Raw genomic sequence first — 23,697 nt, forward strand, 5'->3', positions numbered from 1 at the left:
ACGAGGGACTTGACTTCACCACAGAGTCACCGCCAGCCGAGCCGTCGCGCTCGCACCCGCCAGGCGCGCCGCAGTGGAACGGGGCACCGAGAGGACGACCAGCGCACCGCCGTCGGCGGCGCCCGGCGAGGTGTCCGGAGGCTCCGGCACCTTCGTCACGAGCGCCCCGCGCGCTACCACATGGGCGTCGCCGCCCACGTCATCGCCCACGCCCCCACCGCTGCCCGACGCTGTGCGCTCGGCGACGGCGAGGACGTCGACCCGGTCACCGGGCCGCAGGAGCCCGACGGTGGCCGCGTCGGCGATCCGCACCGGCGCCGTCACCTTCTCCACGGCGCGCGGATCAGGCGCAGGGGCGCGCACCGGCGTCTGCGCGCGGGCATACGAGCCCTGGCTCGCCTCCCCGTTCCCGCCCGCGCCGTTGCCTGAATGTCCGCTCGCCGGACCGCCGACCCGTGGGCCGGCCGCCACGAGGGCGGCGGCGGTGACGGCGAGACCGATCGCGAGGGCCCGCCGCCGGCTCCGCACGAGCCGTTGCAGCCGGTACCGCCCGCCGCGGACCCGCACGGGAGCGAAGGACGGCACCTCGCACGTGGCCGGAGCGTCCGAGCCGGGTGGGTACGCCGCGGACGTGCGCGGAAGAGGCGGCTGCGGAGCGAGGGGAGAGGGACGACTGTGAGGAGGGAGTGGAGTGGGAGGAGGGAGTGGAGACGGTCGGGCGGGGGAGGGGTCGGACATGGGATCACCACCTGCGACGAGGGACGGACTTGCGAAGCCACGATGAGGCTTCGCGCCGCCGCTCGCCGGAGCCGGTGGACTACCGACGGGTTGTGGACAACTCCTTCACCCGAACGAGGAGTTCCGCCTACGGCAGCTCGAACCCGGGGTTCAGTCCGCCCAGCGCGTTCGTGCACAGGCAGTCCCGCTCCTCGTTCGAGGGCAGTGCGGCCACCGCGTCGAACAGGACGCCTCGCAGCCGGTCCACGTTCGCCGCGAACACCTGCAGGACCTCCTCGTGGGACACGCCCTCACCGCTCTCGACACCCGCGTCCAGATCGGTGACCAGGGTCAACGACGTGTAGCAGAGCTCGAGTTCTCGGGCGAGCGCGGCCTCCGGATGGCCCGTCATACCCACCACCGACCAGCCCTGCGCCCGATGCCACAGCGATTCGGCGCGGGTCGAGAACCGCGGCCCCTCGATCACGACCAGTGTCCCGCCGTCCACCGGCTCCCACTCCCGCCCGCGCGCCGCCTTCAGCGCAGCCGAGCGTCCGGCGGGGCAGTAGGGGTCGGCCAGGGACACGTGCACCACGTTGGGCACTGTGCCGTCGGGCAGGGGCAGCCCGTCGAAGTATGTCCCGACCCGCGACTTCGTGCGGTCCACCAGCTGATCGGGCACGAGCAGCGTGCCGGGTCCGTACTCGGGGCGCAGGCCGCCCACCGCGCACGGACCGAGGACCTGGCGCACCCCGAGCGAACGCAGCGCCCACAGGTTGGCCCGGTAGTTGATCCGGTGGGGCGGCAGATGGTGGCCACGCCCGTGCCGGGGCAGGAAGGCGACCCGCCGGCCGGCGATCTCGCCGAGGAAGAGGGAGTCGCTGGGCGGCCCGTAGGGGGTGTCGACCTGGATTTCGGTCACGTCGTCGAGGAACGCGTAGAAGCCGGACCCGCCGATCACGCCGATCTCAGCGTTCGCCTCGATCTCTGCGCCCGCCCCGAAGTGTGTGTTCGCCCCGGGCTCCGTGCTCGCCTTGTTCGCCATGTTCCGCACCCTAACTGCCGTCGAGAACGCCGAAGACCCCGCCGTCGGTTGACGACAGGGTCCCGTAAGAAGTGGCCTTACGCGGCGGAGCTGTTGCCGGTCGAGGTGCCGGTGCTCGACGACTTCGAGTCCGAAGAGGTCGAGGACGACGAGGTCGAGCTCGACGACTTCGTGTCGGAACCGGACGTCGACGACTTCGACGCGGACGACGCCGGGGAGCTGCTCGACGAGGAGCCGCGGCTGTCGTTGCGGTAGAAACCGGAGCCCTTGAAGACGATGCCGACCGCGGAGAACACCTTCTTGAGGCGGCCACCGCAGTTGGGGCACTCGGTCAGGGCGTCGTCGGTGAACTTCTGCACCGCCTCGAGGCCCTCGCCGCACTCGGTGCACTGGTACTGGTAGGTCGGCACTTGTCTTCCTCCTGGCACTCTCACTCAGTGAGTGCTAACGACGGTCTATCTTGACGCATTCCCGAGCATCAGTCCACTGTCACCGGCACGCGGTGACCGACGCCACGTGCGACGGTACGCGCGCGTGGGCGCGTCTCCAGCCGCGAACGCAGCGCCAGCAGGACCGCCAGCGCCGCCACTGTGCCGCCCATCGGCACCAGGAAACCGGCGCCGCCCCAGAAGCGGTCCTCCAGCTGCCCGGCGACCGTGACGGCCGCCGCCTGCCCGAGCGCCACCGCGCCCGTCAGCCAGGTGAACGCCTCCGTGCGGGCCCCGGCCGGGACCAGCCCCTCGACCAGGGTGTAGCCGGTGATCAGTGCGGGCGCGATGCACATGCCGACCAGGAGGCCGAGGCCCGCCAGCACGAGCACCGAGTGCGCGGCCCACAGGCCGGAGGCGACGAGGGCCAGCGCGGCGTAGGCGACGACGAGGCGTCGCCGCGGCGAGGCCTTCCAGGCGATCGCCCCGCAGGCCAGGCCGGAGAGCATGTTGCCGGCGGCGAAGGTGCCGTAGAGGACGCCGTTCAGGCCGGGCTCGCCGATCGACTCGGTGAACGCGGCCAGCGAGACCTGCATGCCGCCGAAGACGGAACCGATGCCCAGGAAGACCGCGATCAGCACACGCACCCCGGGGACGCGCAGCGCCGAGGCGTGCTCCACGCGCGCGTGCCCGACGGCGACCTGGGGCTGCGTGCTCTTCTGCGCGGCGAACAGCAGACCGCCGAAGAGGGTCAGCGAGGCCTCGGTGATCAGACCGGCGGCCGGGTTCACGGCGGTGCACAGGGCGGTCGCCAGCAGCGGGCCGAAGACGAAGGTGAGCTCGTCGGTGACGGACTCGAAGGCCGCCGCGGTGGTCATCAGGGGCGAGTCCTTCAGCTTCACGCCCCAGCGGGCCCGCACCATCGGCCCGATCTGCGGCACGGACGCGCCTGTGGGCACGGCCGCCGCGAACAGCGCCCACAGGGGCGCGTGAGCGAGGGCGAGGGACGTGAGGGTGAGACCGGAGAGCGTGTGCACGAGCACGCCGGGGACGAGTACGGCGCGCTGGCCGTAGCGGTCGGCGAGACGGCCGCTGTAGGGGGCGCACAGCGCCATGGAGACGCCGGTGACGGCCGCGGCGGCGCCGGCCGCGCCGTAGGAGCCGGTGGTGTGCTGCACCAGCAGCACGATGGAGATGGTGAGCATCGCGAACGGCTGGCGTGCCGCGAAGCCGGGGAGCAGGAACGTCCAGGCGCCGCGGGTGCGCAGCAGCTGTCCGTATCCCGGGCGGGAGGTGACCGTGGATGCCACGGCCCGTGCCTTTCTGCCGCCTGGTAGCGCGGCCCACATGGGGCCGGGCGCCGAGAGCTGTCCTCTTGCGCGGACTGCGGTAGATGCCGGCACTCACTGCGGAGGGCTTCTCGGCCGCCATACGGTCGCGCCAGCACTGCGTCAGGCAGAGTTGGTCGATCAGAATGCGCCTTCATCGTACAGGGATCAACGCCTGGTGTACCTGTGAAAACGAGCACCACGCGCGCGTTCACCTGCATTTGGCGGGAGGGTGAACCGTACGAAACATGCCCTTAACGGCCCGTGCCGGTGCTGCCCGTCCCGAGCCACCCGGCCAGCTTGCCGCCGTGGCCCACCGCGCGCAGCCGTTGTTCCGCAGCGTCCCGGACGGGATCGGTGGCGACGACGAGCAGTTCGTCCCCGTGCCGCAGTACCGTCGCCGGCAGAGGAACAAACGATTTTCCATCCCGTACGACGAGGGTCACGGCAGCCCCGGCCGGCAGCCGCAGCTCGTTGACCTCAACGCCGTGCATCTTCGACCCCTCGGGGATCGCGACCGACAGCAGGTGCCCGCGCAGCCGCTCCAGGGGCGCCGACTCGACGCCCAGGTCGGCTGCCTCGGGCTCCCCGCCCAACCGCAGCTTGCGCGCCAGCCAGGGCAGCGTCGGCCCCTGGACCAGGGTGTAGACGACGACCAGGACGAAGACGATGTTGAAGATGCGGCGGCTTTCCTCGACGCCGTTCACCATGGGGATCGTCGCCAGGATGATGGGCACGGCGCCGCGCAGCCCGGCCCAGGACATCAGCGTCTGCTCCTGCCATGGCACCCGGAACGGTGTGAGGCAGAGCACGACGCTGAGCGGTCGGGCCACCATCGTGAGCACAAGACCGATGACGAGGGCGGGCAGCACGTCGTCGCCCAGCTCGTGCGGGGTGACCAGGAGGCCGAGCAGTACGAACATGCCGATCTGGGCGATCCAGCCGAGGCCGTCGGCGAACCCGCGCGTGGCGGGCCAGTGCGGCAGTTTCGCGTTGCCCATGACCATCGAGGCGAGATAGACGCCCAGGAAGCCGCTGCCGTGCGCCAGTGAGCCCGCCGCATACGCGGTGACGGCGATCGCCATGACGGCGATCGGGTAGAGGCCGGAGGCGGGCAGCGCGACGTGCCTGAGACCCCAGGAGCCGAGCCAGCCGACCGCGAGGCCGATGGCGGCGCCGATGGCCAGCTCCAGGGCTATCTCGCCCAGCAGCACGTACCAGTGCTCGACAGGGCCCGCCGTGGAGAAGGCGACCACCAGGATGACCACCGGGGCGTCGTTGAAGCCGGACTCGGCCTCCAGGGTGCCCGTCACGCGCGCGGGCAGGGGGATCTTGCGCAGGACGGAGAAGACCGCCGCCGCGTCCGTCGAGGACACCACCGCGCCGATGATCAGCGCCTGCCGCCACTCCAGCCCCACCACGACGTGCGCGGCCGTGGCGGTGACGCCGACGCTCACCGCGACGCCGGCCAGCGCCAGCGCGGTGGCGGACGGCAGGGCCGGCTCGATCTCCTTCCACTTCGTGCCGAGACCGCCCTCGGCGAGGATCACGACCAGGGCGGCGTAGCCGATGACCTGGGTCAGTTCGGCGTTGTCGAAATGGATGTCGCCGATGCCGTCCTGGCCCATGGCGATGCCGATCCCCAGGTACACGAGCAGGCTGGGGAGCCCGCTGCGCGAGGAGATCCGGACTGCCGCGACGGCGACGAGCAGGACGAGCGAGCAGACGAGCAGGAGCTGGTTGAGGTGGTGGACAGTCAGCGGCGGTTCCCTTCACCGGCGTGCGCGCCTCGCGTACGGGCGCCCACGTGCATCGGATACATCGGACACGAAGCGGCACGCTCCGGACCCAACTACTTCGTTACCTTACCTAACTCTTGACGATTTCTTGACGCTCGCCGAGGCAAGATCGAACATCCTTCCGTGCCGGTACCCGACTCCGCGTCAAGTGGCGCGAGGCCCTGCGCCTATGGTTGCTCCAGCACTCCAGGACCGCCTGCCGCTCGCGTTAGGACAGCAAGGACAGCGATGCCCCCCAACACCACCGCCACATCGGGTGACAAGCCCGGCAAGTCCGGCAGGAAGAAGGGGCGCAAAGCCCGTTTGATCGTGCTTGTGCTGGTGCTGGCCATCATCGGAGGCATCGCCTACGGCGCCTACTGGTCCATCAGCACCGTCCGCGCGTCCTTCCCGCAGACCAAGGGTTCGATCACACTCGAGGGCCTCTCCGGGCCCGTCGACGTGAAACGGGACGGCTACGGCATCCCGCAGATCTACGCGGATTCCGACGAGGATCTGTTCATGGCGCAGGGCTACGTCCAGGCGCAGGACCGGTTCTACGAGATGGACGTCCGCCGGCACATGACGTCCGGACGCCTGTCGGAGATGTTCGGCAAGGGCCAGGTCGACAACGACGAGTTCCTGCGCACCCTGGGCTGGGACCGCGTGGCCCAGCAGGAGTACGACACCAAGCTGAAGCCCGAGACCAAGAAGTACCTCCAGGCGTACGCCAAGGGAGTCAACGCCTACCTCAAGGGCAAGGACGGCGCGGACATCTCCCTGGAGTACGCCGCCCTGGGCTTCACCAACGACTACAAGCCCGCCCAGTGGACCCCGGTCGACTCGGTCTCCTGGCTGAAGGCGATGGCCTGGGACCTGCGCGGCAACATGCAGGACGAGATCGACCGCGCCCTGATGACCAGCCGTCTCGGTCCGCAGCAGATCGCCGAGCTCTACCCGCGGTATCCGTACGACCGCAACCAGGCGATAGTCCAGGGCGGCGAGTACGACAAGCTGACCAAGACGTTCAAGCAGAGCGACGGCGACACCGGCAGTGGGGGCAGCTCGAACGACAACTCCACGGGCGGCAGCACGGGCGGCGGCGCCAGTGGCGGCACGGGAACGTCGAACGGGTCGGGCTCGGCCCTGCAGGGCCAGCTCTCGGGCCTCTACAACGTCCTGGACGACCTGCCCACGGCCGTCGGCGTGAACGGCAACGGCATCGGCTCCAACTCCTGGGTCGTCGCGGGGAAGTACACGATCACCCACAAGCCGCTGCTGGCGAACGACCCGCACCTGGCGGCCTCGCTGCCGTCCGTCTGGTACCAGATGGGCCTGCACTGTCGCACCGTGTCGGCCAAGTGCCAGTACGACGTCTCCGGCTACACCTTTGCCGGCATGCCCGGTGTGATCATCGGCCACAACCAGACGATCTCCTGGGGCATGACCAACTCGGGTGTCGACGTGACCGACCTCTACCTGGAGAAGCTCTCCGGGAACGACGGTTACATCTACAACAAGAAGGTCAGGCCGTTCACCACGCGCGAGGAGACCATCAAGGTCGCCGGTGGCACGTCCAAGAAGATCGTCGTCCGGCAGACCGAGGACGGGATGCCCCTGCTCTCCGACCGTGACGACGAGCTCGTCAACGTCGGCAAGAAGGCCACCGTCGACACCGCGGCGCCCGACCGCGGCGACGGTTACGGCGTCGCCCTGAAGTGGACCGCGCTGGAACCGGGCAACTCCATGGACGCCGTCTTCGCCATGAACAAGGCGAAGGACTGGGACAGCTTCCGCGCTGCGGCCAAGCTCTTCGACGTGCCCTCGCAGAACCTCGTCTACGCCGACACCGCGAACCACATCGGCTACCAGCTGCCCGGGAAGATCCCCACGCGCGCGAAGGGCCTCGACGGCTCGATCCCCGCGCCCGGCTGGGACTCCAGGTACAAGTGGACCGGCTACATCGCCTTCGACGAGCTGCCCTACGAGTACGACCCCGCGCGCGGGTACATCGTCACCGCCAACCAGGCCGTCATCGACAAGGACAAGTACCCCTACACGCTCACCACGGACTGGGGCTACGGGGCGCGCAGCCAGCGGATCGCCGACCTGATCAAGGGCAAGATCAAGGGCGGCGGCAAGATCTCCACCGACGACATGCGGCAGATGCAGCTGGACAACGACAGCCAGATCGCCCGGCTGCTCGTGCCCACCCTGCTGAAGATCAACCTGGACGACCCGGACGTCCGCGAGGCACAGAAGCTGCTGCAGGGCTGGGACTACACCCAGGACGCCGACTCGGCGGCGGCCGCCTACTTCAACGCGGTCTGGCGCAACATCCTCAAGCTGGCCTTCGGCAACAAGCTGCCCAAGGAGCTGCGCGTCGAGGGCCAGTGCCTGTGGGTCGACCCGGTCAACAGCACCGGCCCGGTCGACGACACCGACAAGGTCCGCGAGTGCGGTGAGCGCGACGCCGACCAGGCGCAGCCGGACGGCGGCGACCGCTGGTTCGAGGTCGTGCGCAATCTCATGCAGAAGACCGACAGCGAGTGGTGGACGACGCCCAAGTCGGTCAGCGGCCGCCCCGGCGCCGACCACAACCGCGACAAGCTGTTCGAGCGGGCCCTGATCGACGCCCGCTGGGAGCTGACCGCCAAGCTCGGCAAGGACATCGACACCTGGAGTTGGGGGCGGCTGCACCGCCTGTTCCTGAAGAACCAGACGCTGGGCACCAGCGGCCCCGGCTTCCTGCAGTACATCCTCAACCGCGGCCCCTGGAAGCTCGGCGGCGGAGAGGCGACGGTCAACGCGACCGGCTGGAACGCGGCCGGCGGCTACGGCGTCGTGTGGGTGCCGTCGATGCGGATGGTGGTCAACCTCGACGACCTCGACAAGTCGAAGTGGATCAACCTCAGCGGCGCCTCGGGGCACGCCTTCAGCGCCCACTACACCGACCAGACGGGCAAGTGGGCCAACGGTGAGCTGCTCGACTGGTCCTTCTCGAAGAAGGCGGTCGACGACAGCACCAGCGACACCCTGGTCCTCAAGCCTTGAGCGACCGCCCGGTGAAAGGGGCCCTCCACGCGCGCGTGGAGGGCCCCTTTCACCTCCTCCCGTGGCCCAGGAAGGCGGGTGCCTCAGAGGAAGCGGCGCACTGCCGAGGGCGTCACCACCGCGTGCACCGGTCGGTCGTGCGGCTCCATGGGGACCTGCTCGACGACCTCGCTGTCGTAGAGAAGCACCACCAGCAAGGGACGCGCGTCGGAGTCCGCCAGCCGGGCCAGCACGCGGTCGTACGACCCTCCGCCGCGGCCCAGCCGCATGCCGCGCTCGTCGACCGCCAGCCCCGGCAGCAGCACCACGTCGGCATCCGTCACGGAGTCCGGGCCGAGGCGCTCGCCGGACGGCTCCAGGAGGGCCATCTTCCCGCCGTGCCTGACCCGCGCGAGGGAGTCCTCGCCGGTGTAGGCGCCCCAGTCGAGGTCGTTGTCGGGCAGGAGCACGGGGAGCAGGACACGTACGCCCCGCGCGCGCAGCGCGTCCAGCAGCGCCAGGGTGCCGGGTTCGGTGCCCACCGAGACGTACGCCGCCACCACGCGCGCGTGCGCCAACTCGGGCAGTTCCAGGGCGCGGGCGGCCAGTGCGATGCCCGCCCGGCGCACGTCGTCCGACGTCAACCTGTTCCTCACGGCGAGGAGCTCTCGCCGCAACGTGGCTTTGTCGGGCTCCCGTACGCCTTCGAGGTGACTCATATGTCGCTCCCGCATCGCTCCCGCACTCCTCCCGCGCCGTTCCAACGTGGTCATATGATCATGAATTAACCGGAGCTACGGATTTCTCTCAAAGTCACCGGATAAGGTTGCCGCCATGACTCAGTCGCACCCCAGGATCAGCAAGGCTGTCATCCCCGCAGCCGGTCTCGGTACCCGGTTCCTGCCGGCCACCAAGGCCACTCCCAAGGAGATGCTGCCCGTCGTGGACAAGCCGGCTATCCAGTACGTGGTCGAGGAGGCCGTCGCCGCGGGGCTCGACGACGTCCTCATGGTCACGGGTCGCAACAAGCGACCCCTGGAGGACCACTTCGACCGCAACTACGAGCTCGAGTCGGCGCTGCAGAAGAAGGGCGACGCCGCCAGGCTCGCCAAGGTCCAGCAGTCCAGCGACCTCGCGACGATGCACTACGTGCGACAGGGCGACCCCAAAGGTCTCGGACACGCGGTGCTGTGCGCGGCCCCGCACGTCGGACAGGAGCCGTTCGCCGTCCTCCTGGGGGATGACCTGATCGACCCCCGCGACCCGCTGCTCCAGCGGATGATCGAGGTCCAGGAACGGCACGGCGGCAGCGTCGTCGCGCTCATGGAGGTCGCCCCCGCGCAGATCCACCTCTACGGCTGCGCGGCCGTAGAGCCCACCGCGGAAGGCGACGTGGTCAAGGTGACCGGCCTCGTCGAGAAGCCGGACCCGGCGGACGCCCCGTCGAACTACGCGATCATCGGACGCTACGTCCTCGACCCGAGCGTGTTCGGCATACTCCGCCAGACCGAGCCCGGCCGCGGCGGCGAGATCCAACTCACCGACGCCCTCCAGCAGCTCGCCCAGGACGAGAAGGTCGGCGGACCCGTCCACGGTGTCGTCTTCAAGGGGCGGCGCTATGACACCGGCGACCGCGGCGACTATCTGCGTGCCATTGTCAGACTCGCGTGCGAACGTGAAGATCTGGGTCCGGACTTCCGGTCCTGGCTTCGCAGTTACGTCACCGAGGAGATGCAGCCACTTTGAGCACCGCCGCGCCCCGCCCCGCCGGCCAGGACCGCCTCTGGTCGGTGGACGAACACCTGGCGGACATCCTCGCCGCCGTTCGCCCCCTGGAACCCATCGAGCTCCAACTGCCCGACGCCCAGGGCTGCGTCCTCGTCGAGGACGTCACGGTGCCGGTCTCACTGCCGCCCTTCGACAACAGCTCGATGGACGGGTACGCGGTGCGGGTCGCGGATGTCGCGGGCGCGAGCGAGGAGTTCCCGGCGGCCCTGGACGTCGTCGGGGACGTCGCGGCGGGCCAGCAGGCCGACCTGCTGTACGTGGGACCGGGGCAGGCCGCCCGGATCATGACCGGCGCCCCGCTCCCGTCCGGCGCCGAGGCCGTCGTCCCCGTGGAGTGGACCGACGGCGGGCTCGGCGAGGGCCCCGTCACCGGGATGCGTGCCCGCAGCCTCGCGCCCGAGCAGGCCTCGGGGCACGTGCGCGTGTACCGGCCCGCCGAGGCACGTGCGCACGTGCGCGCGAAGGGCAGCGACGTGAAGGCCGGCGACCGCGCCCTCGACGCCGGAACCGTCCTCGGCCCGCCGCAGATCGCCCTGCTCGCCGCGATCGGACGCGGCAGCGTACGCGTGCGCCCGCGCCCGCGCGTGGTCGTCATGTCCACCGGCAGCGAACTCGTCCAGCCCGGCGAGGAACTGGGCGGCGGCCAGATCTACGACTCCAACAGCTTCGCCCTCACCGCGGCCGCACGCGACGCCGGCGCCATCGCCTACCGGGTCGGCGCGGTCGCCGACGACGCCGACACCCTCCGCTCCACCATCGAGGACCAGCTCGTCCGCGCCGACCTCGTCGTCACCACCGGCGGTGTGAGCGTGGGGGCCTACGACGTCGTCAAGGAGGCCCTGGAGCACGTCGGCGACGAGGACGAGGCGGGCAGCGGCATGGCCTTCCGCAAGCTCGCCATGCAGCCGGGCAAGCCCCAGGGCTTCGGCTCCATCGGCCCCGACCACACCCCCCTGCTGGCCCTGCCCGGCAACCCGGTGTCGTCGTACGTCTCCTTCGAACTGTTCGTCCGCCCCGCCATCCGCACACTCATGGGACTCGACGACGTCCACCGGCCCACCACGCGCGCGAAGCTGACCGCCGAGAAGGCGCTGACCTCGCCGAAGGGTCGCAGGCAGTTCCTGCGCGCCACCTATGCCGACGGCGCCGTCAGCCCGGTCGGCGGCGTCGGCTCCCATCTGATCGCGGCCCTCGCGCACGCCGACTCGCTGATCGTCGTCCCCGAGGACGTGGAGTGCGTCGAGCCCGGCACCGAGGTCGACGTGGTCCTCCTCGGCTGAGCACGCCTGGTTGGGGGTACCGTGTCGCGCACAACAGGCCCGACCGGGAGCGCCGACAGAGCATGAGTACGCAGGACCGACTGACGCACATCGACGACGCGGGCGCGGCCCGCATGGTCGACGTATCCGGCAAGGACATCACCGCGCGCACCGCGCGGGCCAGCGGCCGTGTCCTCGTCTCACCCCAGGTGGTCGAGCTGCTGCGCGGCGAGGGGGTACCCAAGGGTGACGCCCTCGCCACCGCGCGGATCGCGGGCATCATGGGCGCCAAACGCACCCCCGACCTCATCCCGCTGTGCCACCCGTTGTCGGTCTCCGGTGTGAAACTGGACCTGTCGGTCGCGGACGACGCCGTGGAGATCACCGCCACGGTGAAGACGACGGACCGCACGGGCGTCGAGATGGAGGCCCTCACCGCGGTCTCCGTCGCCGCGCTCACCGTGATCGACATGGTCAAGGCGGTCGACAAGGGAGCGGTCATCACGGACGTGCGCGTGGAGGAGAAGACGGGCGGCAAGTCGGGCGACTGGAGCCGGGCATGACAACGGCCGTCGGGTACCGGGCGCTCGTCGTGACCGCCTCCAACCGGGCCGCTGCCGGGGTCTACGAGGACAAGGGCGGCCCGCTGGTCGCGGACGGTCTCAAGCGGTTCGGCTTCGCCGTGGACGGGCCGCAGGTCGTCCCCGACGGCGACCCGGTCGAGGCGGCGCTGCGGGCGGGCGCCGAGGCCGGCTACGACGTCATCGTGACCACCGGCGGCACCGGTATCTCGCCCACCGACCGCACCCCCGAGGCGACGCGCGGCGTGATCGACCACGAGGTGCCGGGGATCCCCGAGGCGATCCGCGCCTACGGCCGGGAGAAGGTGCCGACCTCGGCGCTCTCCCGGGGCCTGGCCGGGGTCGCGGGCCGCACCCTGATCGTCAACCTGCCCGGCTCCACCGGCGGGGTGAAGGACGGTCTCGCCGTCCTGGAACCCCTGCTGATCCACGCCGTCGACCAGATCCGCGGCGGTGACCACCCCAGACCCGGGGCCGGCCCGGGGGGTGCGAGCTGAACAGCGCATCCTGGCCCGTGGAGCTCGCGGAGGGCGACATCGTCCTGCGGCCGATAAAGCTGCGCGACCAACGGGCCTGGCGCGAGGTCAACCGGCGCAACCGGGACTGGCTGCGCCCCTGGGAGGCGACCATCCCGCCGCCCGCGCCGAGCGGGCCGATCGCGCACCGGCCGACCTACCGCCAGATGGTCCGGCACCTGCGGGCCGAGGCGAACGCCGGGCGGATGCTGCCGTTCGTCATCGAGTACCAGGGGCAGCTCGTCGGGCAGTTGACGGTGGCCGGAATCACCTGGGGGTCGATGTGCTCGGGTCACGTCGGCTACTGGGTGGACGAGTCGGTGGCCGGCCGCGGGGTGATGCCGACGGCGGTGGCGCTCGTCGTGGACCACTGTTTCCGGACCGTCGGACTGCACCGCATCGAGGTCTGCATTCGCCCCGAGAACGGCCCCAGCCGCCGGGTCGTGGAGAAACTCGGATTCCGTGAGGAAGGGCTGCGGCCGCGCTATCTCCACATCGACGGCGCCTGGCGCGACCATCTCGTCTTCGCGCTCACCGCGGAGGAGGTCCCGGAAGGCCTGCTGAGCAGGTGGCGGCGAGCACGCTCGCAGAACGCGTCCAATTGAAAAAAACGTGTCGAATAAGCGTTCGAAAATGATCGGTTGATCGCATCGGTCGCAAAAAAAGCTCGAAATATCAGCCAGATCGTGCGACACACCGGCTCAATTGGCGGATGGCCTCACGCAAACCCCTCTACCGTGTGAGGCGTGAGCAGCAGCGGCCTCATCTACGCAGTCATTGTCGGGGCCTGGGCCGCCTACTTGGTGCCGATGTGGCTCCGTAGGCAGGACGAGCTGAACGAGGCCCGTCCGACGGAACGCTTCAGTACCGCCATCCGGCTGCTGTCCGGAAGGGCGGGTATGGAGCGCCGGTACGCCAGGGACCTGCGGGCGCGCTCCACCGAGGAGGGGGAGCAGGGCGCCGACGCCTCGGACGCCGTCACCGACTCGGTGGACGTCCGCTCCTTCGCCATGCCTCCGACCCGCCCGCAGGTGACGGCGCCGGTTCCGGAGCGAGAGCAGGAGCGGGGGCACGAGCGAGGGCAGGAACGCGGCCAGGAGCGGGCCCAGGAACGAGGGCCGGGACGTCCGGAGACGACGCGTGAACCGGCCCGCGATCCGGCAGCCAATCCCACGCGGGAACAGCGGGAGCAGCGCGAACAGCGCGAGCCACGGGATCAGGGTTCCGCCCCCGCGCGCGAAGGGAACGCCGCTCCGGCGGACCGGCGTGTGCCGGTCGCGCGGCGCGCGACCTCCGCGCAGGCGTCCGCCGCACGTGCCCAGCGCTCGAAGTCGCTCGCCCGCCGTAGGCGCACCACTGTGATGCTCTTCCTCGCCTTCACGCTCGGCGCGATCGTCGCGGCGGTCGGCGGTCTCGCCTTCCTCTGGGCGCCCGGCGTGCCCGCCGTCCTGCTCAGCGCCTACATCGCGTACCTGCGCTCCCAGGAGCGCCGCCGCTTCGCCTACCAGATGGACCGCAGACGCGCCGAGGTCGCCGCGCAGCGGCTGCGGGAGCGTCAGCCGCGTCGGCGCGCACCCGCCCCCGCGAACGCGTCCTCCGTCGACCCCGGCCCCGACGCCGGCGCCGAGGAGCCGCACGAGGCCCCCGAACCGGAGACCGACCCGGGCCTGCTGGCGCTCGCCGCGGACCGCAGGGCACTCGTCGAGCAGACCGACCACGCGGAGTGGGTCGACCAGCAGCGCGAGCGGCAGCGCCGGCCCGGCCACGGCGAGAGCTGGGACCCGGTACCGGTACCGCTGCCGACGTACGTGACCGCCCCGGTCGCTCCCCGGGCCACCTCCGACGTGGACCTCGGAGCGCCGGACGCCTGGAGCTCGGCCCGCTCCAGCTCGGTCGCGCCGGAACAGGAAGCGGCGTCCGCCGCGGACGCAGCGGCCGGGGACCCGGAAGACACGGACCGCGCGGAGGACCGGACGGTGGACGGCGACGAGCGCAGCGACGCCCGACGCGCGGCCTCGGCCCGACGCTCGCGCGAACGCGGACGCACCCCGCTGTTCGACCAGTACGAGGACGGCGAGCGTCCCCGCGCCGCCAACGAATAAGGCCCCCGGCGCCCCCACGCACCCCGCTCCCGGCCTCGGGGAACGGATTTCCAAGCAGGCCGACGGGGGTGCTAGAGTTTCACTCGTTGCAAGGGCCTGTGGCGCAGTCCGGTAGCGCACCTCGTTCGCATCGAGGGGGCCAGGGGTTCAAATCCCCTCAGGTCCACGCAGCATAGAGCCCCCGTCGGGTAACCGACGGGGGCTCTATCGTGTTCACGGCCAGTGCCGTCTGGCGGGTGGTCGTAACGCCACCGCCGCCGTTGACGCCAGGGCGGTCGTCAGCGCGAGCAGAGCGCACGCTGCTGTGGTCCGGGCGAGGGCCGGCCAGGGCAGGGTGAGCGGGGTCGGGGCCGAGAGCTGGTGGAGGGCGGCTGTCAGGGCGGCCAGGTTGGCGCATGTCACCAGCAGGCCCAGCAGGCTTCCCACCGCGACGACCGTCAGCGCCTCCGTGGCGACCAGCCGCAGCACCTGCCCGCCCGTCGCGCCGGCCAGCCGCAGGGCCGTCAGCTCGCGCCGGCGTTCGGCGGCCGACATGAGCAGGGTGTTGGCGAGCGAGATACCGGTGTAGAGCAGCGCGACGCCGAGGACGAGCAGCAGGCCGAGCCGGGTCGTCCGGTCGGTCCGCGGGTAACTCGCCCGCACCCACTGCGCCTTGCTCATCACCCGCACCCCGTCGACGGCCCGCAGCCCCGCAGCGACCGCTGCCGCGTCGGCCCCCGCCCGCACCCGCACATCCACCCGGTCGACGCCCGTGCCGGCCGTGCCGCCCGCGTTGGCCGGGGTGACGTACGCTCCGTTGTCGCCCGTGCCCGTCGCCAGGACGGCGGCGACGCGGAGGGTCTTCGCGGTGCCGTCCCCGAGCCACACCCGCACCCGCTGCCCCACCCGGAGCCGGGCCCACTCCTCGGTCACGACGATCGACCCGTCATCGAGATCGGCGAGCCGTCCGGCCGTCACCGGCAGCCGTACGGTCTGCGCGAGCAGCGTCGGATCGGCCGCCCGCGCCTCGGACTTCACGAGCGCCACGCCGTCCTGAAGGGTATACACGGCGGTCGCGGTGGAGGCGGACACGAGTGTGCCGGGGACCTGCCGCAGGCGCTCCACGGACGCCGCCCGCACCGTCTTTCCGGCCTGCGCCGTCACCACGAAGTCGGCGGCCGTCTCCTGCCGCACCTCCGCCGCACGGGCCTCGTTCAGCGTGGCCGTCGCACCCAGCAGGGACCCCGCGAGTGCCACCGTGACCAGGACGGGCGCGGCCACGGCGGCGGTACGGCGCACCCCGGCGACCGCGTTCGCCCGCGCCAACAAACCGACCACACCCGGCAGTCGGGGCACCAGCCGGCGCACCAGTACCGGCGACAGCAACGCCACCGCCGTGATGAGCAGCATCGGGCGGCTGATGTACGTCTTGCGGTGCAGCAGGTCGCCCGGGTCGCTCACCAGCGCGTACGCCAAGGTCGCGGCGGCCGTCAGCAGCAGCGCCGTACCGCACAGGCGTCGGCCCGAGGTCAGGGCGCGGCCGTCGACCGAGGCCTCGCGCAGCGCCTGCGCCGGGGCGGTCCGGCCGGCCCGCCAGGACGCGGCGGCCGCCCCGCACAGGGCGACCAGCAGGCCCGTCCAGAAGGCGAGGTGGAAGGGCCACAGCGCGGCCGCGCGGCCGCCGATCGCGTACCAGTGCGGTGCGAGCCCGCCGTCGACCACCAGGTCGGCGAGGAGCGGGGCGGCGTACCCGCCCAGCGCGCAGCCCGTCGCCGAGGCGGCTGCGCCGACCAGCAGCGCCTCCGTCAGGACCGTCCGCCGGATCTGGCCGGGAGTGGCGCCGACGGTGCGCAGCAGCCCGAACTCGCGGCGCCGGCGGTCGACCGCGAAGGCGAAGGTGGACGCCACGACGAACACGGACACGAAGGCGGTCACGCCGCCGGCCGTGCCGAACAGGGCGTTCAGCGCGGTCAGGGCCTCGGCGTCCCGGCCCGGGTCGGCGTCGGCCAGCCGGCGACCGCCACCGGTGAGGACCCGTACGTCGGCGTCGGCGGTGGCGATCGCTGTCCGGACGGCCGTGGCGGTCGCCTCCACCACCAACTGGACCGGCTCCGGGGAGAGTCGGGCGGCTTGCGCGTCCGTGTAGAACACGGCGTTCTCTAAGCCGCGTCGCCCCACCGTGCCGACCACCCTCACCGTGCCGTCCGGGGTGCGCAGTTCGGTGCCTACGCGCGCCCAGGTGCCGGACGTCACGACCTCGCCGGCCGTCTCGGGCGCCCGGCCCGCGGCCAGTTCGTACGGCGCGAAACGTGCCGTCGACCAGGGGTGGCCGACGAGATCGGCGGGGGCGCCCGGTGCGTTGACGGGGAAGACGCGGTCCTCGGTGACCCGCCCGACGGTGCGCAGTGCGGCCAGACAGACCCTGACCAGCCCGCCGGGCGGACCGACCCTGCTGCGTGTGGAGATCCCTTGCGAGCCGAGCCAGCCGATCCAGCCGAGCGCGTTGACGGAAGCGACGGAAGCGACGGAAGCGACGGACACGACGGACACGGCGGGGCGCTCCGCGTAGTCCTCGCCGAGGACGGCGTGCTGCTGCGCGACGGCCTGACGACCCTCCTCACCCGCTTCGGTCACGAGGCCGTGGCCGCGGTCGGTGACGCGCGGGCGCTGCTGTCGGCGGTCGCCGAGCACACGCCCGACGTCGTCGTCACCGACGTCCGCATGCCGCCCGGCTTCCAGGACGAGGGACTGCGGGCGGCGGTCCGGCTGCGCGCGGAGCGCCCCGGGCTGCCGGTGCTCGTGCTCAGCCAGTACGTGCAGCGCGCCTACGCCGCCGAGCTCCTCGACTCCGGGGACGGCACCGGCGTCGGCTACCTGCTCAAGGACCGGGTCGGGCAGGTGGAGGAGTTCGTGGCCGCGCTGCGTGAGGTCGCGGACGGCGGCACGGTCGTCGACCCGGAGGTCGTGCGGCAGTTGCTGCGCCGGCGCCGCGACCCGCTGGCCCGGCTCACCCCGCGCGAGCGGGAGGTGCTGGAGCTGGTCGCGGAGGGCCGGTCCAACGGGGCGATAGCGCGCCGGCTGGTGGTGTCGGAGGCGGCCGTCGGCAAGCACATCGGCAGCATCCTCGCCAAGCTGGACCTGCCCCCGGCGGACGACACCCACCGCCGGGTCCTGGCGGTCCTCACGTACCTCAGGAGCTGAGCGGCTCGAATACCTCAGGAGGTGAGCGGCTTGGCGAAGCAGCGGCTCGACTCGTACTCCCGGTAGTAGCCGAACTTCGTGCACGGCGTGTACCCGCTGGAGGTGTACAGGGCGATGGCCTCGGGCTGCTCGGTGCCGGTCTCCAGGACCATGCGGAGCCGCCCGGCGTCCCGTGCGTCCTCCTCCAGGGCGGAGAGCATGCGCCGGGCCAGTCCCAGGCCGCGCATCTCGCGGATCACGTACATCCGCTTCAGCTCGGCGTCGCCGTCCTCGTTGCCCTCGCCGTTGCTGTCCTGGCTGCGCCAGCCGCCGGTGGCCACGGGACGGTCCAGCTCGTCGTAGGCGATGAGGTACACCCCGCGCGGCGGCCGGAAGTCGGACGGCGCCAGGGTGGTGGCGTCGCCGCCGTCGCCGTAGCGCTCGTGGTACTCGGCCTGGACCTCGTCGTTGAGCTTGACGGCATCGGGGTGGTCGAAGGGGACTCTGCGTATGTCCATGCGATTCACTGTAGTTTTATGCCCCCTTGGGGGGAAAGTGAAATTCGGATCGGCTCCAGTGTGCATGTATCCGACCGGTATCGTGCCCGGGTGCTGACCGTGACTTCCGTGAACGTGAATGGACTGCGAGCCGCCGCGAAGAAGGGCTTCGTGGAGTGGCTCGCGGACACCTCCGCCGACGTGCTGTGTCTGCAGGAGGTGCGGGCCGAGCCGGAGCAGTTGCCGGAGGCGGTCCGCGCCCCCGAGGGCTGGTACGTCACCCACGCCCCGGCCGCCGCGAAGGGCCGCGCCGGCGTCTCCCTCTGCACGCGCCGCGAGCCGGACGCCGTCCGCGTCGGCTTCGGCTCGTCCGAGTTCGACGGCAGCGGCCGCTACGTCGAGGCCGACCTGCCCGGTGTGACGGTCGCCTCCCTCTACCTCCCGTCCGGCGAGGTCGGCACCGACCGGCAGGACGAGAAGGTCCGTTTCATGGACGAGTTCCTCGCCTATCTGAAGGACCTGCGCGGGCGTGCCGCCGCCGACGGACGCGAGGTCCTGATCACCGGCGACTGGAACATCGCCCACCAGCAGGCCGACCTCAAGAACTGGCGCTCCAACACCAAGAACTCCGGCTTCCTCCCGGAGGAGCGGGACTGGCTGACCCGGGTCCTCGCCCCGCAGGACGGCGGGTACGTGGACGTCGTACGGTCCCTGCACCCGGACGTGGACGGGCCGTACACCTGGTGGTCGTACCGGGGGCGGGCCTTCGACAACGACTCGGGATGGCGCATCGACCTGCACGTCTCGACGCCCGGTCTCGCGGGCAAGGCCGTCAAGGGGCTCGTGGAGCGGGCCGCCACGCACGGCGAGCGCTGGTCGGACCACGCTCCGGTGACCGTCGTCTACGACCTGTAGGCCCCTTCAGTTCCCTTTGCGCAGCCGTCGGTCCAGGGCCAGGGAGAGTTCGGCTTCCATGACGCTGCGGGCCAGGGGGCGCAGGCGGGGGAGGTCTGCCTCGGTGGCGTGGCGGAGGATCAGGGCGGTGAAGAGTTCGGCGAGGGCGTCGGCGTGTTCGCGGACGCGGACGCCGGCGGCCAGCACCTCGGCGAGCGGGATGCCCTCGCGGACCAGGGCGGAGGAGACGTCCAGGAGCCGTCGGCTGATGTGGACGATCTCGTCGCCGTCGATGCCCAGGTAGCCGAGGTCGAGGGAGGCGGCGAGGTTCTCGGGGGTGACCTGGCCCTCGAAGCGGGCCGCGAGTTCCTCGGGGGTGAGGTGGATCGGTTCCTCCTCGCTGGGGCCGTCGACGCCGAGGAGGTCGGCGACGCCGCGGCCGTGGTCCAGGGCGTCCGCCAGCTCCGCGATGCCGGTGAGGGTGTGGCCGCGCTCCAGCAGCGCCGCGATCGTGCGCAGCCGGGCCAGGTGATGGTCGTCGTACCAGGCGATACGGCCTTCGCGGCGGGGCGGCGGGAGCAGTTTGCGCTCGCGGTAGAAGCGCAGGGTGCGCACCGTGATGCCGGCCTCCCTGGCCAGCTCCTCCGTCCGGTACTCCCGCTTCTCCGTCACGGGCGAAGCTTATGTTGTACCGCCGGTAACTTTCGTTCCTCCAGCCTCTACCCATCGGTACAGGGCTCCTCTACTCTCCCATTGCGCCAGTGTTCACTGGCAGGGTCCGCAGAGTCCGCGAAGTGGTGCGCACGGCTGGGAGGTGTGTCGGGATGACCGAACACGTACGGGTGGCGGTGATCGGGTCCGGCTTCGGCGGTCTGGGGGCCGCCGTGCGACTGCGCCGCGAGGGGATCACCGACTTCGTCGTCCTGGAGCGGGCGGGCAGCGTCGGCGGAACCTGGCGGGACAACGACTACCCGGGGTGCGCCTGCGACGTCCCCTCCCACCTGTACTCCTTCTCCTTCGCGCCCAACCCGGACTGGCCGCGCACCTTCTCCGGGCAGAAGCACATCCGCGCCTATCTGGAGCGGGTGACCGACGTGTTCGGGCTGCGTCCGCACCTCCGCCTCGACTGCGAGGTCCTGCGGATGACGTGGGACGCGCAGGAGTTGCGCTGGGACATCGAGACCAGTGCGGGGCGCTACCTCGCCGACGTCGTCGTCTCCGCGACCGGGCCGCTGTCCGACCCGAAGATCCCGGACGTCCCGGGGCTCGACACGTTCCCGGGCAAGGTCTTCCACTCGGCCCGCTGGGACCACGACCACGATCTCACCGGGCAGCGTGTCGCCATGGTCGGCACCGGCGCCTCCGCCATCCAGATCGTGCCCGCCCTCCAGCCCGACGTCTCGCGGCTGACGGTCTTCCAGCGCACCCCGCCGTGGGTGATGCCCCGCGTCGACCGGGCGATCAGCGGCGCCGAGCGTGCGCTCCACCGGGCGCTGCCCGTCACCGCCCAGCTGCGGCGCGGGCTGCTGTGGGGCATCCGGGAGCTGCAGGTCCAGGCCTTCACCAAGCACCCGAACGAGCTCGGCTTCGTCGAGCAGCTCGCCAAGCGCAACATGGCCCGGGCGATCAAGGACCCGGCCCTGCGGGCCAAACTGACCCCGGACTACCGCATCGGCTGCAAGCGGATCCTGCTGTCCAGCACCTACTATCCGGCCCTCGCGCAGCCCAACGTGGACGTCGTCGCCAGCGGCCTGAGCGAGGTCCGCGGGTCCACGCTGGTGGCCGCCGACGGCACCGAGACCGAGGCCGACGCGATCGTCTTCGGCACCGGGTTCCATGTCACCGACATGCCGATCGCCGACCGGGTGGTCGGCGCCGACGGGCGCACCCTCGCGGAGAGCTGGCAGGGCGGCATGGAGGCCCTGCGCGGCACCTGCGCCGTCGGCTTCCCCAACTGGATGACGATCATCGGCCCCAACAGCGGCCTCGCGAACTCCTCCATGATCCTCATCATCGAGTCCCAGCTGAACTACCTGGCCGACTATCTGCGGCAGCTGAACGTCCTCGGAGGACGGGCCGCCCTGGACGCCCGGCCGAGCGCCGTGCACGCGTGGAACCGCCGGGTGCAGGAGCGGATGAAGCGCACGGTGTGGAGCACGGGCGGCTGCACCAGCTGGTACCTGGACGCCAGTGGCCGCAACACGACCATCTGGCCGGGCACGCCGAGCGAGTTCCGGCGCGCGACGCGACGCGTGGACCTCGCGGAGTACGAGGTCCTGCGCACCCCCGCCGTCGTCAAGAACGCCGACAGCGGTGACGGGAAGAACGACGAGACGAAGGGCGAGAACATGGACGAGAAGAAGGACGAGGTGACCGCGTGAGCGTCCTCGGCGGCTCCCCCCGCGAGCTCACCGCCGTCTCCGCCGACGGCGCCCCGCTGCACGTCGAGGTGTACGGCCCCGAGACCGGCCCCGCCGTCGTCCTCGCCCATGGCTGGACCTGCTCGACCGCTTTCTGGGCGGCCCAGATCCGGGATCTCGCCGCCGATCACCGGGTCATCGCCTACGACCAGCGCGGCCACGGACGCACCCCGCCGAGCGCGGTGTGCAGCACGGACGTCCTCGCCGACGACCTTCTCGCCGTTCTCGGCGCGACGCTCGCGCCCGGCGAGAAGGCCGTGATCGCCGGTCACTCCATGGGCGGCATGACGGTGCTGGCGGCGGCCGCCCGGGACGCCTTCCGGGAGCACGCGGCCGCCGTCCTGCTGTGCAGCACCGGCGCCTCGCGGCTGGTCGCCGAGGCCACCGTGGTGCCGATCCGGCCCGGCCGGCTGCGGAGTTGGCTGACCCGGCAGGTCCTCGGGTCGAAGGCGCCCCTCGGGCCGGTCACGCCGGTCGCCAAGGCGATCCTCAAGTACGCCACGATGGGCGCCGGTTCGGCCCCGCACCTGGTCGAGACGTGCGCCCGGATCGTGCACGCCTGCCCGCGCCGGGTGCGCCACACCTGGGGGCATGTGCTGAGTCTGCTCGATCTCGACCACGGGATACGGGAGTTGAGCGTGCCGACGGCGGTGGTCGTCGGCACCGGCGACCGGCTCACCCCGCCGGTGCAGGCCCGCCGGATCGCCGCCGGGCTCCCGCGGTGCGTCGGCCTGACCGAACTGGCCGGCCTCGGCCATATGACGCCGGTCGAGGCGCCCGAGCTCGTCACGGCACGCATCCGCGAACTCGTCACCACGTACACCACGCACACCACGCACACCCCGGACACGCAGTTGAAGGAGGGCGCATGAGCGGCAGGGTGAGTCTCGAAGGGCAGGTCGCCGTCGTGACCGGGGCCGCGCGGGGCGTGGGCGAGTTGCTCGCCCGCAAGCTCTCCGCGCGCGGTGCGAAGGTCGCCCTGGTCGGCCTGGAGCCCGACGAACTCAAGCGGGTCGCCGAGCGGTTGCACGGCGACAGCGGTCACTGGTACGCCGACGTCACCGACCAGGAGGCGATGGCGCGGGTCGCGGCGGAGGTGAAGGAACGCTTCGGGAAGGTGGACATCGTCGTCGCCAACGCGGGTGTGGCGAGCGGCGGACCGTTCGCCGACTCCGACCCGCAGGCCTGGCGCCGGGTCATCGAGGTCAACCTGATCGGCTCGGCGGTGACGGCCCGCGCCTTCCTGCCGGTGCTCGTGGAGAGCCGGGGCTATCTGCTGCAGATCGCCTCCCTCGCCGCGATCACCCCGGCCCCCATGATGACCGCGTACTGCGCGTCGAAGTCGGGGGTGGAGGCGTACGCGCACTGTCTGCGCGCCGAGGTCGCCCACCGGGGTGTCCGGGTCGGCGTCGGCTATCTGTCCTGGACGGACACGGACATGGTGCGCGGGGCGGATCAGGAGGAGGTGATGCGGGAGCTGCGGCAGCGGCTGCCGTGGCCGGCGAACAGGACGTATCCGCTGGGGCCGACGGTCGACCGGCTCGTGGCCGGGATCGAGCGGCGCTCGGCGCATGTGTACGGGCAGGGGTGGCTGCGGGGGATGCAGGGGGTGCGCGGATATCTGCCCGGGCTGATCGGGAGGGTCGGTGCGCGGGAGATGCGGCGGTTCGCGCCCCGGCTGCAGGGGATGCGGACGGGGCTGGTGGGGGCGGGCGGCTCCGCCGACGAGCAGGCGCGACAGGCGAGGACTACGCAGCGTAGTTGATCGACATGCGCGCCGTGACCGCCCGTGTGAATCTGGTCGAGGCCCCACCACGGGGCCACAATCCCCTCATCTCCCACAGGAGTGAACCCACATGGGTATGAAGGACAAGTTCCAGGACCAGTCCGAGCAGTGGCAGCAGCAGGCCAAGCAGAAGGCCCAGCAGGGCAAGGAGCAGGTCCAGCAGCGCGGCAAGAAGCGTCCGGGCGAGGAGTCCGAGCGTATGCGTCCGGAGCGCGAGGAGTCGGAGCGCCGCTCGCCGGAGGCCCCGCACCACCGCGACGACGAAGCGTTCTGACGCACCGCTCCCGGCGGACGTCGAACAGCGATTGACGGAAGGGGTGTCCCCGACGGGGGGCACCCCTTCTCGTGTGCCAACTCGCTGCTGCAC

22 protein-coding genes and 1 tRNA gene are annotated in these 23,697 nt (G+C 71.5%); 14 read left to right on the forward strand and 9 right to left on the reverse strand.

What is annotated here, in order from left to right:
* Positions 1–15 precede the first annotated feature (15 nt).
* The 5 genes from ACIBTS_RS38100 to ACIBTS_RS38120 all read right to left on the reverse strand — a co-directional run bounded on the left by ACIBTS_RS38100 (position 16) and on the right by ACIBTS_RS38120 (position 5,278).
* On the reverse strand, positions 16–585 hold the full coding sequence (locus tag ACIBTS_RS38100; protein WP_399325250.1) for an RcpC/CpaB family pilus assembly protein: 570 nt from the start codon (positions 583–585) through the stop codon (positions 16–18).
* A gap of 280 nt (positions 586–865) precedes the next feature.
* The gene (locus ACIBTS_RS38105) at positions 866–1,762 is read right to left on the reverse strand and encodes an S-methyl-5'-thioadenosine phosphorylase (protein ID WP_399325251.1); all 897 of its coding nucleotides are present in this window, start codon (positions 1,760–1,762) and stop codon (positions 866–868) included.
* 77 nt (positions 1,763–1,839) lie between these two features.
* Complete coding sequence (locus tag ACIBTS_RS38110) at positions 1,840–2,172, reverse strand: FmdB family zinc ribbon protein (RefSeq protein ID WP_399325252.1); 333 nt, start codon at positions 2,170–2,172, stop codon at positions 1,840–1,842.
* A gap of 68 nt (positions 2,173–2,240) precedes the next feature.
* Complete coding sequence (locus tag ACIBTS_RS38115; RefSeq protein WP_399325253.1) at positions 2,241–3,500, reverse strand: MFS transporter; 1,260 nt, start codon at positions 3,498–3,500, stop codon at positions 2,241–2,243.
* Positions 3,501–3,772: 272 nt separating this feature from the next.
* Entirely contained in the window at positions 3,773–5,278 is a 1,506-nt protein-coding gene (locus ACIBTS_RS38120) for a potassium/proton antiporter (protein WP_399325274.1), read from the reverse strand.
* 267 nt (positions 5,279–5,545) lie between these two features.
* Between ACIBTS_RS38120 and ACIBTS_RS38125 the strand changes: the two genes are divergently transcribed.
* Complete coding sequence (locus ACIBTS_RS38125) at positions 5,546–8,350, forward strand: penicillin acylase family protein (protein ID WP_399325254.1); 2,805 nt, start codon at positions 5,546–5,548, stop codon at positions 8,348–8,350.
* Positions 8,351–8,433: 83 nt separating this feature from the next.
* On the opposite strand, the gene ACIBTS_RS38130 is transcribed toward ACIBTS_RS38125, so the two are convergent.
* Positions 8,434–9,048 carry a 5-formyltetrahydrofolate cyclo-ligase gene (locus ACIBTS_RS38130; protein WP_399325255.1) on the reverse strand — a complete coding sequence of 205 codons (615 nt, stop codon included), beginning with the start codon at positions 9,046–9,048 and terminating at the stop codon, positions 8,434–8,436.
* A 115-nt stretch (positions 9,049–9,163) separates the two neighbouring features.
* Here ACIBTS_RS38130 and galU point away from each other — a divergent pair, with 115 nt between their 5' ends.
* From galU to ACIBTS_RS38165, 7 genes are all read left to right on the forward strand, one after another.
* Positions 9,164–10,075: a UTP--glucose-1-phosphate uridylyltransferase GalU gene (gene galU / locus ACIBTS_RS38135; protein WP_399325256.1), complete on the forward strand. Its 912-nt coding sequence runs from the start codon at positions 9,164–9,166 to the stop codon at positions 10,073–10,075.
* Complete coding sequence (glp, locus tag ACIBTS_RS38140) at positions 10,072–11,397, forward strand: gephyrin-like molybdotransferase Glp (RefSeq protein ID WP_399325257.1); 1,326 nt, start codon at positions 10,072–10,074, stop codon at positions 11,395–11,397. Before galU ends, glp begins: the two co-directional genes overlap by 4 nt.
* A 62-nt stretch (positions 11,398–11,459) precedes the next feature.
* Positions 11,460–11,939, forward strand: coding sequence for a cyclic pyranopterin monophosphate synthase MoaC (gene moaC, locus ACIBTS_RS38145; RefSeq protein ID WP_319671112.1), 480 nt, complete (start codon positions 11,460–11,462; stop codon positions 11,937–11,939).
* Positions 11,936–12,454 carry a molybdenum cofactor biosynthesis protein B gene (locus ACIBTS_RS38150; protein WP_399325258.1) on the forward strand — a complete coding sequence of 173 codons (519 nt, stop codon included), beginning with the start codon at positions 11,936–11,938 and terminating at the stop codon, positions 12,452–12,454. The genes moaC and ACIBTS_RS38150 overlap by 4 nt, the downstream gene beginning before the upstream one ends.
* Positions 12,451–13,077 carry a GNAT family N-acetyltransferase gene (locus tag ACIBTS_RS38155; RefSeq protein WP_399325275.1) on the forward strand — a complete coding sequence of 209 codons (627 nt, stop codon included), beginning with the start codon at positions 12,451–12,453 and terminating at the stop codon, positions 13,075–13,077. The genes ACIBTS_RS38150 and ACIBTS_RS38155 overlap by 4 nt, the downstream gene beginning before the upstream one ends.
* Positions 13,078–13,218: 141 nt before the next feature.
* Positions 13,219–14,574: a gephyrin-like molybdotransferase receptor GlpR gene (gene glpR, locus ACIBTS_RS38160; protein WP_399325259.1), complete on the forward strand. Its 1,356-nt coding sequence runs from the start codon at positions 13,219–13,221 to the stop codon at positions 14,572–14,574.
* Positions 14,575–14,666: 92 nt separating this feature from the next.
* Positions 14,667–14,740 (forward strand) — tRNA-Ala (locus ACIBTS_RS38165).
* 47 nt (positions 14,741–14,787) lie between these two features.
* On the opposite strand, the gene ACIBTS_RS38170 is transcribed toward ACIBTS_RS38165, so the two are convergent.
* Complete coding sequence (locus ACIBTS_RS38170; protein ID WP_399325260.1) at positions 14,788–17,187, reverse strand: FtsX-like permease family protein; 2,400 nt, start codon at positions 17,185–17,187, stop codon at positions 14,788–14,790.
* On the opposite strand from ACIBTS_RS38170, the gene ACIBTS_RS38175 reads away from it, so the two are divergent.
* Positions 17,140–17,754, forward strand: a complete 615-nt coding sequence (locus ACIBTS_RS38175) for a response regulator (protein ID WP_399325261.1) — start codon at positions 17,140–17,142, stop codon at positions 17,752–17,754. The genes ACIBTS_RS38170 and ACIBTS_RS38175 overlap by 48 nt on opposite strands.
* Before the next feature lie 14 nt (positions 17,755–17,768).
* Here the strand turns inward: ACIBTS_RS38175 and ACIBTS_RS38180 are convergent, their stop codons facing one another.
* Complete coding sequence (locus tag ACIBTS_RS38180) at positions 17,769–18,251, reverse strand: GNAT family N-acetyltransferase (protein ID WP_399325262.1); 483 nt, start codon at positions 18,249–18,251, stop codon at positions 17,769–17,771.
* 90 nt (positions 18,252–18,341) lie between these two features.
* Here ACIBTS_RS38180 and ACIBTS_RS38185 point away from each other — a divergent pair, with 90 nt between their 5' ends.
* The gene (locus tag ACIBTS_RS38185; RefSeq protein WP_399325263.1) at positions 18,342–19,145 is read left to right on the forward strand and encodes an exodeoxyribonuclease III; all 804 of its coding nucleotides are present in this window, start codon (positions 18,342–18,344) and stop codon (positions 19,143–19,145) included.
* 6 nt (positions 19,146–19,151) lie between these two features.
* Here the strand turns inward: ACIBTS_RS38185 and ACIBTS_RS38190 are convergent, their stop codons facing one another.
* Positions 19,152–19,796 carry a MerR family transcriptional regulator gene (locus ACIBTS_RS38190; protein WP_319671102.1) on the reverse strand — a complete coding sequence of 215 codons (645 nt, stop codon included), beginning with the start codon at positions 19,794–19,796 and terminating at the stop codon, positions 19,152–19,154.
* 152 nt (positions 19,797–19,948) lie between these two features.
* Between ACIBTS_RS38190 and ACIBTS_RS38195 the strand changes: the two genes are divergently transcribed.
* The 4 genes from ACIBTS_RS38195 to ACIBTS_RS38210 all read left to right on the forward strand — a co-directional run bounded on the left by ACIBTS_RS38195 (position 19,949) and on the right by ACIBTS_RS38210 (position 23,604).
* Positions 19,949–21,505, forward strand: a complete 1,557-nt coding sequence (locus ACIBTS_RS38195) for a flavin-containing monooxygenase (RefSeq protein ID WP_399325264.1) — start codon at positions 19,949–19,951, stop codon at positions 21,503–21,505.
* On the forward strand, positions 21,502–22,416 hold the full coding sequence (locus tag ACIBTS_RS38200; protein WP_399325265.1) for an alpha/beta fold hydrolase: 915 nt from the start codon (positions 21,502–21,504) through the stop codon (positions 22,414–22,416). The genes ACIBTS_RS38195 and ACIBTS_RS38200 overlap by 4 nt, the downstream gene beginning before the upstream one ends.
* On the forward strand, positions 22,413–23,309 hold the full coding sequence (locus tag ACIBTS_RS38205; RefSeq protein WP_319671099.1) for an SDR family oxidoreductase: 897 nt from the start codon (positions 22,413–22,415) through the stop codon (positions 23,307–23,309). The genes ACIBTS_RS38200 and ACIBTS_RS38205 overlap by 4 nt, the downstream gene beginning before the upstream one ends.
* A 91-nt stretch (positions 23,310–23,400) precedes the next feature.
* A complete protein-coding gene (locus ACIBTS_RS38210; RefSeq protein ID WP_399325266.1) occupies positions 23,401–23,604 on the forward strand; it encodes a hypothetical protein in 204 nt (67 codons plus the stop codon).
* Positions 23,605–23,697: the final 93 nt, after the last annotated feature.

Origin of the sequence: Streptomyces sp. NPDC050121, from assembly GCF_044460385.1 — a bacterium.
In the GTDB taxonomy this organism is placed as follows: Bacteria; Actinomycetota; Actinomycetes; order Streptomycetales; family Streptomycetaceae; genus Streptomyces; species Streptomyces soliscabiei.

Bases quoted from the DNA above. Each gene is read 5' to 3' on its own strand.
- ACIBTS_RS38105 (WP_399325251.1), bottom strand. From the start codon at position 1,762: ATGGCGAACAAGGCGAGCACGGAGCCCGGGGCGAACACACACTTCGGG.
- ACIBTS_RS38125 (WP_399325254.1), top strand. From the start codon at position 5,546: ATGCCCCCCAACACCACCGCCACATCGGGTGACAAGCCCGGCAAGTCC.
- ACIBTS_RS38130 (WP_399325255.1), bottom strand. From the start codon at position 9,048: ATGAGTCACCTCGAAGGCGTACGGGAGCCCGACAAAGCCACGTTGCGG.
- galU (WP_399325256.1), top strand. From the start codon at position 9,164: ATGACTCAGTCGCACCCCAGGATCAGCAAGGCTGTCATCCCCGCAGCC.
- moaC (WP_319671112.1), top strand. From the start codon at position 11,460: ATGAGTACGCAGGACCGACTGACGCACATCGACGACGCGGGCGCGGCC.
- ACIBTS_RS38150 (WP_399325258.1), top strand. From the start codon at position 11,936: ATGACAACGGCCGTCGGGTACCGGGCGCTCGTCGTGACCGCCTCCAAC.
- ACIBTS_RS38180 (WP_399325262.1), bottom strand. From the start codon at position 18,251: ATGGACATACGCAGAGTCCCCTTCGACCACCCCGATGCCGTCAAGCTC.
- ACIBTS_RS38195 (WP_399325264.1), top strand. From the start codon at position 19,949: ATGACCGAACACGTACGGGTGGCGGTGATCGGGTCCGGCTTCGGCGGT.
- ACIBTS_RS38205 (WP_319671099.1), top strand. From the start codon at position 22,413: ATGAGCGGCAGGGTGAGTCTCGAAGGGCAGGTCGCCGTCGTGACCGGG.
- ACIBTS_RS38210 (WP_399325266.1), top strand. From the start codon at position 23,401: ATGGGTATGAAGGACAAGTTCCAGGACCAGTCCGAGCAGTGGCAGCAG.